Below are 13443 nucleotides of genomic sequence, written 5' to 3' on the forward strand. Positions count from 1 at the left end.
GGAGACCGACCATGTCGACCGCCGCCCAGCACCCGCACCTGACCGTCGTCCCCGACCCGCCGGCCGCTCCCCTCGCAGGCGTTGTCGTCGAGAAGGCCACGGCCGTCGAGAAGGTCGGCCGCCCCGCCTGGCTGGGGGCCGCCGTGGATCACGTGAAGGCGAACAGCGGGTACGCCCCGCTCGCCCGCCGCGGCTACGGCCGGCTCGCCGCCCACTGGCTCGACCGCTACCACGACGACTACCCCGACATGATCGGCACCGCCCGCGCGGAACTCCGCGAAGCCCCGGCCGCCAAGCAGCAGGAGCTGAAAGCACTCGTCCGAGAACGCCGGTCCGAGTACAGGCGCCACCGCCTGATCCACGCCGGCGTCACCGGCGGCTGGACCGTGGCCGGAACAACCGGCCTTGCGGTCGGCACGATCACCGGCGGACTCTGGGTCGACCTTGCCGCAGGACTCGGCGCCTACCTCTACGGCGTCTGGAAGGGCTCCGGAGGCGAGCCCTCGACCGTTGAGTCCGCGCCCGGCCGGCTGGCCACCGCAGAGTCGGCCACGGGTACGGCCGGCGAGGAGGCCCTGCTCTCCGCGCTCGTCAAGGCCGACATCATCACCGCCACCGAACGCGCCGAAACCCGCATCATCGGCGGGATCCGCCAGGACGGACCCGGCTGGACCGCCACCATCGAACTCCCCGAAGGCATGCCCGCCACCAAAGCCACCGCCAAGGCCGGCAACCTCGCCGGCGCGCTCCGCAAGAAGGCCAGCCAGATCGAACTCAAGCCCGACACCTCCGAGGGGGGACACGAGGGCATGGTCACCCTGTGGGTTGGCGACGAAGCCAACCCATTCAGCGGCCCCAAGATCTACAGCCCCCTGATCGACGCCCCCAACTGGCACTTCTGGCGAGACGGCATCCCGCTGGGAGCCGACGCCCGCCAAGACCGCCAGACCCTGAACCTGGTCTGGTCATCCATCCTCATCGGCGGCCTCCAGGACTACGGCAAGACCTACCTCGCCCGCCTCATCGCCGCCGCCGCGGCCCTCGACCCGACCGTCCGCATCATCGTCATCACCGGCAAGAAAGGGCCCGACTGGGCACCCCTCAAGAAGATCGCCCACCGCTACATCGCCGGCTCCGACCCCGACACCATCCGCGAGATCTTCACCGAGATGAACACCGTCATCGAGGACATGCAGGCCCGCGGCGACGAACTGGAGCGCCTCTTCGAGCAGGAACCCCACCACGTACCCGAGGGGAAGATCACGCCCGAGCTCGCCGCCAACGGCATGGGGCCGGTCATCGTCCTCGTCGAGGAACTTCAGGAACTCCTCGGAGGAGCCGCCGTAACCAAGATGCCCCTGCCCGACGACGACTCCGAGAACCCCCGCCTCGTCTCCGCGAAGCCGCTCCTCGTCGACCTCTTCGGCCGCTTCAACCGAGCCGCACGCTACGTACTCGGCATGGGCGTCTACATCACCCAACGACCCGACTCCAACAGCGTCCCCACCGAGCTCCGCGAGGTCTGCGTGAAGCGAGCCAGCTTCCGAACCAAGAGCCGCGAAAGCTCCGAGATGATCCTCGGCGACATGGCCGTTGCCGCCGGCGCATCCCCGCACGCCCTCCTCGAAAGCTCCAAGGGCGTCTTCGTCCTGGAGGAGGGCGCCGAGGACGGCTACCGCACACTCCGCGGCGACGTGATCGACCTGCCCGACTTCGTCAAGATCTGCGAGCGCGGCCAGCAGTTGCGGATCAACGCGGGCACGCTCACCGGCGACGCCGCCCGACGCGAGGCGCACGCCCAGAAGGCCGGAGAGTACCGGCTGCTGATCACCGGCTGCCTGCGCGCCCTGAACGGCCAAGATGCGGCCCAGCTCGACGACCTCGCAGGCGCCGCCGGGGTAAAGCCGGAGCTTCTGGCCGACGAGCTTCGCGCCGCCGGGGTCGTCCGGCCCGAGAAGGTCGCCATCGCCGGCAAGCGCGTCCGCGGCTACGACCGAGCCTGCCTCGAAGAGGCCCTGAAGGCCCTGTAGGACCCCGGACAACCCCCGGACACACCCCAGTTCATCCCGGTATGCACCCCGGACAAAGGGCGGACGGCCCCCGGACATCATCCGACCTGTCCGCCCCGCGTCCGCCTACCCGTCCGGCGGACAAACCTCCGCAAACTAGGACTACGTCCGCCCCGCAAACCACCACAAACCATCAAGGAGACCGCCATGAGCAAGACCTGGACCAGCCGCCGGCGCGGCGACGAGAAGGACCTCAACCGCTGGCTCGCCAAGGGCAAGACCGTCTACATCGTCCAGACCCCCACCTACGCCGGACGATCCGCCCTGTGGAACCACCGCCAGGTCTGGACCTCCCACACCTGCACCGGCCGGCACCCCATCCTCGGACACTGGATCTTCGACAAGAGCGCCACCACCAACATCACCGGCCTGTTCAGCCTGGGCGACGGAACCATCCACGACAGCCAGCCCCGAGGCATCCCCCACATCTCCGACCCCGGACCCGACTGCCGCGACGAAGGCCTCTACGGCATCGGCCGCGGCCAGGAGTTCAAGAGCGAGTTTTACGACGGCATCGAGGAGATGGAGCGTCTCGGCCGCGAAGCTCGGCGACGCTGGTGATCGCCACCCGCACCTGCCCCGCCGCACAGGCTGCCGCGCTCAGCCTCGACGAACGCCTCACCCTGACGGCCCTGACCATGGACGACCGCCTCGACGGGGCCGGCGTCGCCCTCGACGTCCGTACCGCGCCGATTGAGATCCCCGAGATCCTCGTCGACCCGACCCCCGCCGCCGCCCGACCGGCCACCGTCGACGAGGTGTTCGTCGAGGCGGCCCGCCTGATCACCGCCCACGGCTGGATCACCCGCTACCCCGGCCACGCAGGGATCGGGTACTGCCTCATCGGCGCCATCCGGGCCGCAGCCGGCGGAGAAGGTCCGCTCGCCGACCAGGCGTGCGAGGTGATCTGGGAACGGATCCGACAGCAGGCCCCCGACGCCCTCAGCCCAGGCGGCTGGAACGACAGCCAGTCCGGGCCAGGCCCGATCCTGCGGATGCTCGCCTGACCTACCGTTCGACCGGCAGGCCCTCGCCCACCGCGGGGGCCTGCGGCATGAGCACCGCACGCGCGATCCAACCGCGGCCCAGACGATCTGTCGGCAGCAACGCCGGCCGCGCGCCCAACGCCACGCACAGAACGTCCAACGCCCGCTGGCACTCCACCTCCGTGCCCGCCCGCACCATGACCGTGACCCCCATGCCCGCATCATGCCGGGGATGGGGGTCACGTGGTTGGGGAACCGGTGGGGCTACGCCTGAACGGGCGCCCACTCGGCGCGATAGTCGGGATGGCCGGCGTAGGGCAGGGCCATGAACTCCAGCTGCCGGTGCACCGCACCCTCGGCGAACAGGTAGTCGTCTCCGCCGTCGCTTCGCTTCACGTGTTGCTGGATCCGCTCGTAGTGCGCGATGGCCTGCCGCTTGGCGTCGACCTCGGCGAGGACGCGGGCCGGATCATGGCGGGCGATGTGGGCGGAGTCGGCGCGCCCCTGCGGTCCGCCACCCTCCTCATCCTGGGTGCCGTAGTCCGTCACCTGAACCAGCGGGCCGGCGTCGGTGACGTACCCGCCGTGATCGCGCCAGGGACCCGCAGTAGCCGCGCGAGCAGTCTGCTCGTCCTCGTCGAGGCGGGCGCGGAGGAAGGGCACGAGAGCCTCGGTCACTGAGCTGCCTCTCGTTCGGCGCGGGTCCGGGAGTCGCCGTTGATGCGGATGGCGATGGTGCGGGCTCGCTCATGGTTGACGCCGGCCCATGTCCCGATCTCCCGGAAGGTCTTGCCATCAAGGCGGGCGGAGGCGATGTCCTCGTCGAGCGCTTCCTTGGCGCGGTCTACGGCCGCCGCCTTTCGGTGCAGCTGCTTTTCCCAGTCGGTCATGAGCCTATGGTCCCACGTCCACCGTCTGATTCCTAGACGAGTTTCGTCTAATCCATAGACAGGATGGCGCGGACTCTGCGATGCTTCACGTGTCTAGAAAATAGACGCCAAGCGATCCAGGGGGCACCGATGAAGCACACCGCCAACGAGACCCAGCACCAGACCCTCGTCCGCCTCATCACCGCCCTCGACAAGCAGCAGCCCATCACCATCACCTACACCAAGGCCGACGACACCGAGACCATCCGCACCATCGAGATCTACGACATCACCGTCAGCGCCGCCGGCGACATCCTCATCGCCGCCATGGACCGCGAGACCGGCGAACCCCGCCACTTCCGCCTCGACCGAATCCAGACCTACACGGTCCACCGCACCGCCTACACGGTCACCCGCCCCGTCCGCGACGAGACCACCCCGGCAAAGCGCCCCGAGCCGCAAGGCATCGCGACCGTCACCGTCGTCTACCCGATCGACGCCCCCATCGCCACCCGCATCGCACAGCTCGCCGACCAGCTCGCCGCCTAGGAGGAGCCGTGAACAACCTCGCCCCCGACGCCAACCCCGAACCCCTCCCCGCCTGGGAACCCACCAGCTGGGAACTCGCCCAGGAAGACCGACGCTGGGACCGCTGGGAAGACGACTACGACCCCAGCGACAACGACTAGCACCGCCCGGCTTGTCCGCACCCCATGCCATCCTGACGATCAGGACAGGAGGGGCGGCATGCCGGAGAAGCACCAAGTACACGACCGCAAGGGCAAGTACGTCGCCACCCTCGACGCTGCCCAGAAGGCAGCCGAAGCCGCCCGTCTCCGCTCCCGAGGCTGGAGCTACCAGCAGATCGCCGACGAGGTCGGCTACTCCAGCAAGGGCGTCGCCCACCACGCCGTGTCCCGAGTCCTGCAGGACACCGTGCAGGAAGCCGGCGACGAAGTACGGGCGATGGAGCTCGAACGCCTGGATGCCATGTGGCGGGCGGCGCTGGCCGTCATGGAGGCCGAGCACTGGACTGTGTCGCAGGGCCGGGTCGTCAGCCTGCACGACAAGCCGCTGCCCGACGGTGGCCCTGTCCTTGCGGCGATCGACCGGCTCCTCCGTATCCAGGAGCGGCGGGCCAAGCTCCTCGGCCTGGACACGGCGACCAAGCTGTCGATCGACGCCGAGAACCTGGGTGCGGAGATCGGCGCGCTTCTCGACCGCCTCGCCGAGCCCGAGGCTCCAGCCGAGCCCGAGGCTGCCGCTGATGACGACGGCGCCTGACCTCGACGGCATCCGCCAGAAGATCGCCCTCCTCGTCCGGGCCGGCGACACAGCCCAACTGCGCGCACTCCGGGACCAGCTCAAGTCGGCGATCGACCGCCGCGACCTCGTCACCCGCACGGCCCGCTACCAGCATGATCCGGTCGGCTGGGTGCGTGAGCGACTCAAGCAGGTCGTCTGGTCGAAGCAGCGGGAGATCATGACGTCGGTCGTGGCGAACCGGCGTACCGCGGTGCGGTCCTGTCACGGTGTCGGCAAGTCCCACACGGCCAGCCTGGTCGCGTCGTGGTGGCTGGACTCGCACCCGCCCGGCACGGCCTTCGTGGTCACGTCGGCGCCGACCTATGCGCAGGTCCGCGCGATCCTCTGGCGATACATTCGCCGCGTCCACAAGGCGGGCAAGCTCGCCGGCCGCGTGAACCAAACCGAATGGCACCTCGACGACGAGCTCGTCGCGTTCGGCCGCAAGCCCGCCGACCACGACGAGTCGGCTTTCCAGGGCATCCACGCCCGCTACGTCCTCGTCATCCTCGACGAGGCCTGCGGCATCCCCGGCCAGCTGTGGGTCGCAGCCGACGCCCTGACGACGAACATCGACTGCCGGATCCTCGCCATCGGGAACCCCGACAACCCGGCGAGCCACTTCCGGAAGGTCTGCACGCCCGGCTCGGGCTGGCATGTCATCGGCATCTCCGCGTTCGAGTCGCCGAACCTGACCGGCGAGGAGGTGCCGGAGGAGCTGACGCACGCCCTGGTCGGTCGGGAGTGGGTGGAGGAGAAGGCCCGCGAGTGGGGCGAGGACAATCCGCTCTACCGCAGCAAGGTCTTGGGCGAGTTCAGCTCCGACGCACCGAACCAGGTGGTCCGCGCATCTGACCTTGCCCAGTGTCGGATCGAACGCGCGACAGCCCGAACCGACCCCGTCGAACCCGTCGAGCTGGGGGTCGACGTGGGTGGCGGCGGCGACGAGACGGTCATCCGTGAGCGTCGCGGCATCCGGGCCGGCCGGGAGTGGAGGGCGCACACGGACCGCCCGGAGAAGATCGCCCCGCTCATCATCGACGCGATCAAAGCCACGGGCGCCACCGCCGTCAAGATCGACAGCATCGGTGTCGGCTTCGGCGTCATTGGCGAACTCCGCAACGCCGCCTCCCGAGGCGAACACCAGGCCCACATCCAGGCCGTGAACGTCGCCACCAAGGCCAGCAAGCCCGACAAGTACGCCAACCTACGCGCCGAGATCTGGTGGGAGATCGGCCGCGGCCTGTCCGAACGCCAGGGGTGGGACCTGTCCCGCGCCGAGAATGCCGACGCCGCGGTCGCGCAGATGCTGGAGCCAAGGTGGGACACGGACCCCCAGGGCAGAATCCGGGTTGAGCCCAAGGACGAGATCATCAAACGGCTCGGCCGATCACCCGACAACGCCGACGCCCTCCTGCTCGCCTTCTACTCGTCGGGCCGAACGCGCGTGAGGTGGCTGTGAGCAGGACTGCGGCGAGGCGCCTGAATGGGATTATGCCGATCATCTTGTCATTGGCTGGTTCTATGCTGCTGGCAGTTGGCATAGGCATGGTCTATGCCCCGGCCGGCGTGATCGCGGCCGGGCTCACGGCATGGCTACTCGAATGGCGCTACTACGGCGGCCCCGAGGAGCCCGAGCGGTAGGAGGTGGTGACCGGTGGGGAGGACCATCCTCGGCGCCATCCTCAACCGCGCCGCCGGCGTCACCGCCACACCCGTCCCGTTCGCCAGTCGCGCCCAGTCCTACGCGCTCGGCTTCGGCGCCCGCCGCGACCAGCAGGCACAGATGGCCGCCATGCAGTCCGTCGGCACCCTCTTTTCCATCGTCAACAGGACGAGCAACGCCACCTCGCAGGTCAACTGGAAGCTGTGGCGAAAGGCCGCGTCCGGCCGCGACGAGGACCGCACCGAGGTCACCTCACACGCCGCCCTCGACCTGTGGAACAAGCCGAACCCGTTCATGCCGCGGCAGGAGTTCGTCGAGGCCAGCCAGCAGCACATCGACCTGACGGGCGAAGGCTGGTGGATCGTCGCCCGGCACAAGGCGTCCCCGATCCCGCTGGAGATGTGGCCCGTCCGCCCGGACCGGATCACCCCCATCCCGGACCCGGAGACGTTCCTGCGCGGCTACATGTACCAAGGGCCCGACGGCCAGCAGATAGCCCTGGAGCTGGATCAGGTCATCTTCCTGCGCATGCCGAACCCCCTCGACCCGTACCGGGGCATGGGGCCGGTCCAGTCGATCCTCACGGACCTGGACGCCACCCGGTACAGCGCCGAATGGAACCGCAACTTCTTCCTCAACAGCGCTGAGCCCGGCGGCATCATCGAAGTCCCGCAGCACCTGGCCGACCACGAGTTCGACGAGCTTCGGGCCCGGTGGAACGAGCAGCACCGTGGCGTCGCCAACGCCCACAGGGTGGCGATCCTAGAACACGGCAAGTGGGTGGACCGCAAGTTCACGCAGCGGGACATGCAGTTCGCCGAGCTGCGCAGCGTCTCCCGCGACGTGATCCGTGAGGCTTTCGGAATCCCGGCGTTCGCGCTCGGCGAGGTCGCCGACGTCAACCGGGCCACCGCCGAGGCGTCCTCGACCTGGTTCGCGGAGATGCTGACCGTGCCCCGCCTGGAGCGCATCAAGGCCGCCCTGAACCACGACCTGCTGCCCATGTTCGGCGCTGCCGCCTCGGGCCTGGAGTTCGACTACGAGAACCCGGTGGCCGACGACCGCGACCTGGCGGCGCGCGAGCTGACCGCGAAGGCCACCGCAGCCAGGGAGTTGATCGAGGCCGGAGCATACGGGCCGGAAGTCCTTGCCGCCCTGGACCTGCCGCAGATTGCCTTCGGGCAGCCGGGTGCGGACCAGGATCGCGAACTGCTCATCAAGTTGGTGACCAGGGCGCCGCTGCTGGCGCCGACGATCCTGCCGATGCTCGGCTTCGACGTCCCCACCGCTCCCGCCCCCAAGGCCCCTGCCCCCGAGGCGGAACCGCCGGCCAACGCTCTGCCACTCGGCCCCGGGTTCGACGCCCTGCTGAACGTGCCCGACCTGGACGCCGCCCAGCGGTGGGAGGTCATCGGCGAGGACGACGACAACACCTGCGAGCCCTGCCGCGAGAACCAGGGCCGCACGTACCGCAACCGGGCCGAGGCCTACAAGGACTACCCGGGCGGCAGCGGCTACATCGGCTGCGAGGGCGCCAAGTTCGGCAACGACTGCCGGTGCCGCGTGGTCAAGCGTGGCAAGGCCCGCGAGGGCGAGGAGTGACGCATATGCCGGGGTGGTGCATCATGAGCGGTAACTCGCGGGGAGTTGCGGAGTCTGTCGTGCGCAGGCTGGGCCCTCTCCCACGCCGTCTGTTCAACTCGTCCGCCCTGTCGCAGGGTGCTGTCCGTGAGCTCCTCGGTGCTGGCATGCGTGCGTCGACGGAGACTGACAACGTTGTCACGCGTCCTGGGGTGAACCTGCAGGCGTCGGCTGTGGTGGAGCGCCGCGACTGGTACCGGATCACCAACCAGGCCGGGGGGCCGGTGGTCGTCGACATCTTCGACGAGATCGGCTTCTGGGGCGTGAACGCCGCGGCCTTCCAGCGGGAGCTGGCTCAGGTGACCGCCTCGGAGATCACCGTCAACCTCAGCAGCCCTGGCGGGGAGATCTTCGAGGGCATCGCGATCTACAACGCGTTGCGTACCCACCCCGCCACGATCACCGTGCAGGTGTCCGCGCTCGCAGCGTCCATCGCCTCCGTCATCGCACAGGCCGGCGACCGGATCGTCATGCAGTCCGGCAGCCAAATGATGATCCACGAGGGCTCGGGGCTGTGCATGGGCAACGCCCGGGACATGGCGCAGATGGCAGAGCTCCTCGACCGCCAGTCCGACAACATCGCCACCATCTACGCCGACCGGGCCGGAGGCACCCCCGAGCAGTGGCGCGAGCGCATGCAGGCCGAGACCTGGTACACGGCGCAGGAAGCGGTCGACGCCGGACTGGCCGACGAGGTCGAGACGGCCAGCCGCAAGGGCGAACCCGCCGAGCCGGAGAAGGTCACCGCACGCTGGGACCTGTCCGTCTTCGCCTACGCCGGACGAGAGCAGGCCCCCGCGCCCGTCGTCGCCAGCATCGCGCCTGTCGCGGAAGAGGCCCCGCCGGAACCGGCTGCCGCGGCTGAAGTCGAGCAGGAGCCGACGCCTGAGCCTGCCGAGCCCGAACTGGACTGCTGGGCGTCCCTGACCGCGCACCTCACCCAGCCTGCCCCCGACCCGTGGGCCGGCCTCGTCGCACACCTGACGTCGTCCAGCGCGGCGACGAGCACCCCCGCCTGAGGAGGCAATCATGACCACCGTCGCGCGCACCGCGGACGAACTGACCGAGGCCCTCGGCGACACCGCCAGCCTCCGGGAGATCGTCAAGTCTCCCGAGACCCTCCAGAACTACATCCTGGAGTACGCCAAGAATCAGACCCGCAGCGACGACTCGATCGCCCAGCAGGTCCGCGAGGAGACACAGAAGGCCTTCGCGAACTGCCTCCGCGGCGACCAGATCGACGGCATCAACCGTCTCAACCTGGCACCCGAGTCCACGCCGGTCCGGAACAAGTACTACAACGCGACGGCCCCCGGCGCCGGTCTCGACAAGTCGTTCAGCAACTGGACCGACTTCATGACCACGGTCTGGGACGGCACGAACACCCAGGAGGCGTTCACCGCCCGCGCCGAGATCAAGAAGATCCAGAACTCGTTCAGCTCCAACGTCCCCTCCGACGGCGGGTTCCTGATCCCGGAGACCCTGCGCTCCGACCTGCTCCGCGTCCCGATGGAGCAGTCGCTCGTCCGGTCCCGCGCCCGCGTCGTCCCCATGGAGACGCTGATGGTGCCGTACCCGACAGTCGACTCCACGTCGAACGCCAGCACCGTCCACGGCGGCATCATGGGCTACTGGACCGAGGAGGGCGGAACCCTCACCGACTCCAGCCCGACCTTCGGCCGGATCGAACTGCAGGCGAAGAAGCTGACGCTGTATAGCGAGATCCCCAACGAGCTGTTCCAGGACAGTCTGGCCACGCTCCAGCAGTTCATGAGCGAGAGCTACCCCGAGGCGCTGGCCTGGTTCGAGGACATCGCGTTCACCGAAGGCAACGGTGTCGGCCAGCCGACCGGCTTCCTCAACGCCTCGGCAGCCGTATCGGTGGCCAAGGAGTCCAACCAGAGCGCCGCGACGCTCCTGTGGGAGAACATCGTCAAGGCCTACTCGCGCATGCTGCCCTCGTCGCTCTCCAAGGCCGTCTGGGTGGCGAACATCGACACCCTGCCCGAGCTGATGACGATGGCCCTGTCCGTCGGCACCGGCGGATCCGCCGTGTGGATCGGCGACGGCGGCGGCGAAGGCGCACCGCCCGTGCGGATCCTCGGCCGCCCCGTGATCTTCACCGAGAAGGTGCCCGGCATCGGTACCGCCGGCGACATCAACTTCGTCGACTTCGGCTACTACCTCATCGGTGACCGGCAGGCCATGCAGATGAGCACCAGCTCCGACTACAAGTTCGGCAACGACAAGACCGCCATGCGCGTCATCGAGCGCGTCGACGGCACCCCGTGGCTCAAGACCGCAGTCACCCCGCGGAAGGGCTCCAACACCCTGAGCCCGTTCGTCAAGGTCGCAACCCGCGCATGACGTAGCCGGCCGGGGCGGGCACTGACACCCCCGCCCCGGCTCGCTCCGAAGTGGCAATCAACCCCCACCAGGAAGGCAACACGACATGGACGCCCTCGGACGGCTGTTCAACGCAGCCACCTCAGCCACCACCGCAGCCACCGCGTTCGGCCTCAAGGACGCCGGCGGAGCCACGATCATCCTGATCGGCGCGACCTCCGGGAACGCGACGATCCAGGAAGCGCAGGATGCCGCCGGTACCGGCGCCCAGAACCTTCCGATCTTCACCAAGTACTACCGGCAGAACTCCGGCGTGTGGACCAAGGTCACCCAGGCCGCAGCCGCCACCGTCACCGCCGGAACCGGCGGCCTCCTCGTCGCCGAGGTCGAAGCCTCCCAGCTGTCCGACGGCTTCACCCACATCACCTGCTCCCACTCCGCCGGTAGCTTCGTGATCCTGCCGCGCGACCTGAACACCAAGCGCAAGCCGGAGAACCTGCGGTCGGTGACCTCATGAGCGTCCTGATCGCAGGGTCCCAGCTGCGGACCCTCCTCCTCGGATCGAAGGTCGACCGGGCCACCGCGGCCCTGCCCGCCTCGACGACCGGCAGCCTGTTCACCGTGACCGGCGGCCGAGTGCTCGTAACCGGCATCGTCGGCCGGGTCACCACCAACATCCAGGCGCAGGCCAACGCCATCAAGCTCGTCGCGACTCCGTCGGGCTCCGGCGCGGTCAACGACCTGTCCGGCACGGTCGAGTCCAACGGCCTTGCCGCAGGCGGCCTGCTCTCCATCACCGGCCTCGCCGGCGACGCCATGGTCAAGAGCACGGGCGGCGGCGTCTCCACCCTTCGCAACGCGGTCATCGTCGCGCCGGGTGCCATCGGCCTCAACACGGCAGCCACCAACACCGGCTCCGTCGAATGGTCGCTGACCTACGTGCCGCTCGATGACGGCGCCACCGTGACGGCGGCCTAGCAGTGGCCGGCTGGGTGTGCACGGAGTGCTCGACCGTCTACTCGGTCGACGCTCCGCGCTGCCCGCACTGCCAGTCCACCGACCACGTTGAGCAGGGAGAACCCATGCCGAAGATCACACGCCACGGCGGCCCGACCATTGCCGTGAGCGGCAGTTGGGGCGACGAGCCCCAGACCGAGACAGCCGGTGCCGCTGAGCCCCCCGCGAGCGCGGCACCGGCCCCCGACAACAAGGGAGGTGCGTCATCTCCTGGGACCAGCTCCTCGGAATCGTCCGAGACGCCCGAGCCGAACACCGAGCCGAGCGAGAACGCAAGCCCCTCGCCTGCCCGCAAGACGGCGAGCCGCTCGAAGAAGGCCCCGACGGACAGCTCTTCTGCCCGTGGGACGGATGGCGACCCGACGGCAGCCACATCTGACAAGTCCTGACCCGCCCGCCCAGCAGTCCTGAGGAGGTGAACCCGATGAGTACCCTCAACTCCGCCGCCGAAGGCCGCGCCCGTCTCGGCCTCGACACCGACTACGTAGGCAGCACCCGCTCCGCCTACAAGCCAGCGGACGAACCGATCACCTCATCGACGACCCTTCAGGACGACGACCACCTCACCGTGCCGGTAGCCGCCCACGGCGTGTACGCCATCGAGGCCAGCCTCGAACTGACCGCGGACCCTGCCGGCGACATCGTTCTCACCCTGGCCGCACCCTCAGGCAGTTCGGGCGGCTGGACGCCGGTCGGGGTGACCCTGTCCACGGCCGACGGAACCGGCAGCATCCGTCTCACCCGGTTCGCGTTCGGATCAACGACAAGCATGGGCGTCGTCGCCGCAGGCCTGTTCGTCCTGCCGCACGGCAACCTGACCGTCGGCGACACCGCTGGCGCGCTGACCCTGCAGTGGGCGCAGGCAGCGTCGTCGGCTACCCCGACCACCATCAAGCAGGGCTCTTGGCTGCGCCTGCGACGGATCGGCTGAGGGGGCGGGAATGGGAACTCTCAGTAGCAAGGCGGAGGCGCGGTCGAACCTCCTCATGGATCACGACCTGCCGTCCGAGCAGGGACTTCTGGCCTGGACATACGACCCGTCGATGGCCGGGCACGTGACCGCGCAGTCCGTTGGTGGTGTCGGCGGCCGGGTCACGCTCGTCAAGATCTGGATTCGGCGGCGAATCACCTGGTCGAACGTGTGGCTCGGCCTCTCCGGGATCGACACCGGCGCCACCCTGGAGAACAACTACCTGGGCGTCTACGACCAGGCGGGCACTCTTCGAGGCGTCACCGCCGATATCTCGGCGATGTACATGACCGGCGCCATCGCCAAGCCCTTCCCGTTGGCGGCGCCGTTCGACGCGATACCCGGCGCCTACTACATCGCCATGCTCATGAACGGCACCTGGACAACGAACAGCCTCCACTTCAAGGCTTCCGGCGCCGGTATCAGCGTGAACGCCGGCCTGGCAGCCCCGGCGCTCCGCTACTCCAGCATGCTCACCGGGCAGACCAGCCTGCCCGCCAGTCTCACGCTCGCCAACCAGACGACGAACACCATCAACACCGGGTGGGCCAGCCAGTGGTACGGGGTGAGCTGA

The 13443-nt window shown here is 69.0% G+C and carries 18 protein-coding genes; 15 read left to right on the forward strand and 3 right to left on the reverse strand.

The window, feature by feature from the left end:
• Positions 1–11: 11 nt before the first annotated feature.
• From ACZ58N_RS14105 to ACZ58N_RS14115, 3 genes are all read left to right on the forward strand, one after another.
• Entirely contained in the window at positions 12–2030 is a 2019-nt protein-coding gene (locus ACZ58N_RS14105; RefSeq protein WP_471158786.1) for a hypothetical protein, read from the forward strand.
• A 186-nt stretch (positions 2031–2216) separates the two neighbouring features.
• Positions 2217–2630, forward strand: a complete 414-nt coding sequence (locus tag ACZ58N_RS14110) for a hypothetical protein (protein WP_471158787.1) — start codon at positions 2217–2219, stop codon at positions 2628–2630.
• Positions 2627–3076, forward strand: coding sequence for a DUF6197 family protein (locus ACZ58N_RS14115; RefSeq protein WP_471158789.1), 450 nt, complete (start codon positions 2627–2629; stop codon positions 3074–3076). The genes ACZ58N_RS14110 and ACZ58N_RS14115 overlap by 4 nt, the downstream gene beginning before the upstream one ends.
• Before the next feature lies 1 nt (position 3077).
• On the opposite strand, the gene ACZ58N_RS14120 is transcribed toward ACZ58N_RS14115, so the two are convergent.
• From ACZ58N_RS14120 to ACZ58N_RS14130, 3 genes are read right to left on the reverse strand one after another with little or no spacing between them, the layout of a single operon-like run.
• Positions 3078–3269, reverse strand: a complete 192-nt coding sequence (locus ACZ58N_RS14120) for a hypothetical protein (RefSeq protein WP_471158791.1) — start codon at positions 3267–3269, stop codon at positions 3078–3080.
• A 50-nt stretch (positions 3270–3319) separates the two neighbouring features.
• Entirely contained in the window at positions 3320–3733 is a 414-nt protein-coding gene (locus tag ACZ58N_RS14125; protein ID WP_471158793.1) for a DUF6221 family protein, read from the reverse strand.
• Complete coding sequence (locus ACZ58N_RS14130; protein ID WP_471158795.1) at positions 3730–3945, reverse strand: hypothetical protein; 216 nt, start codon at positions 3943–3945, stop codon at positions 3730–3732. The genes ACZ58N_RS14125 and ACZ58N_RS14130 overlap by 4 nt, the downstream gene beginning before the upstream one ends.
• Positions 3946–4074: 129 nt before the next feature.
• Between ACZ58N_RS14130 and ACZ58N_RS14135 the strand changes: the two genes are divergently transcribed.
• The 12 genes from ACZ58N_RS14135 (at position 4075) to ACZ58N_RS14190 (ending at position 13443) form a co-directional block, all read left to right on the forward strand.
• Entirely contained in the window at positions 4075–4473 is a 399-nt protein-coding gene (locus ACZ58N_RS14135; RefSeq protein ID WP_471158797.1) for a WYL domain-containing protein, read from the forward strand.
• Positions 4474–4481: 8 nt separating this feature from the next.
• The gene (locus ACZ58N_RS14140; RefSeq protein ID WP_471158799.1) at positions 4482–4613 is read left to right on the forward strand and encodes a hypothetical protein; all 132 of its coding nucleotides are present in this window, start codon (positions 4482–4484) and stop codon (positions 4611–4613) included.
• Between the two features lie 58 nt (positions 4614–4671).
• Positions 4672–5208, forward strand: coding sequence for a hypothetical protein (locus tag ACZ58N_RS14145; RefSeq protein WP_471158801.1), 537 nt, complete (start codon positions 4672–4674; stop codon positions 5206–5208).
• Entirely contained in the window at positions 5192–6691 is a 1500-nt protein-coding gene (locus ACZ58N_RS14150) for a hypothetical protein (protein ID WP_471158803.1), read from the forward strand. The genes ACZ58N_RS14145 and ACZ58N_RS14150 overlap by 17 nt, the downstream gene beginning before the upstream one ends.
• Positions 6692–6723: 32 nt before the next feature.
• Positions 6724–6873 (forward strand): hypothetical protein, encoded by a 150-nt coding sequence (locus tag ACZ58N_RS14155; protein WP_471158805.1) that lies wholly within the window; start codon positions 6724–6726, stop codon positions 6871–6873.
• A gap of 13 nt (positions 6874–6886) precedes the next feature.
• Positions 6887–8497 carry a phage portal protein gene (locus ACZ58N_RS14160; protein ID WP_471158807.1) on the forward strand — a complete coding sequence of 537 codons (1611 nt, stop codon included), beginning with the start codon at positions 6887–6889 and terminating at the stop codon, positions 8495–8497.
• Positions 8498–8688: 191 nt separating this feature from the next.
• A complete protein-coding gene (locus ACZ58N_RS14165) occupies positions 8689–9555 on the forward strand; it encodes a head maturation protease, ClpP-related (protein WP_471158809.1) in 867 nt (288 codons plus the stop codon).
• Positions 9556–9565: 10 nt separating this feature from the next.
• Positions 9566–10903 (forward strand): phage major capsid protein, encoded by a 1338-nt coding sequence (locus ACZ58N_RS14170; RefSeq protein ID WP_471158811.1) that lies wholly within the window; start codon positions 9566–9568, stop codon positions 10901–10903.
• Between the two features lie 85 nt (positions 10904–10988).
• Complete coding sequence (locus ACZ58N_RS14175) at positions 10989–11399, forward strand: hypothetical protein (RefSeq protein ID WP_471158813.1); 411 nt, start codon at positions 10989–10991, stop codon at positions 11397–11399.
• Positions 11396–11860 (forward strand): hypothetical protein, encoded by a 465-nt coding sequence (locus ACZ58N_RS14180; RefSeq protein ID WP_471158815.1) that lies wholly within the window; start codon positions 11396–11398, stop codon positions 11858–11860. Before ACZ58N_RS14175 ends, ACZ58N_RS14180 begins: the two co-directional genes overlap by 4 nt.
• Before the next feature lie 463 nt (positions 11861–12323).
• Positions 12324–12830, forward strand: coding sequence for a hypothetical protein (locus ACZ58N_RS14185; RefSeq protein ID WP_471158817.1), 507 nt, complete (start codon positions 12324–12326; stop codon positions 12828–12830).
• Between the two features lie 10 nt (positions 12831–12840).
• Positions 12841–13443, forward strand: a complete 603-nt coding sequence (locus ACZ58N_RS14190; RefSeq protein ID WP_471158819.1) for a hypothetical protein — start codon at positions 12841–12843, stop codon at positions 13441–13443.

The organism is Streptomyces sp. NPDC040432 (genome assembly GCF_055595445.1).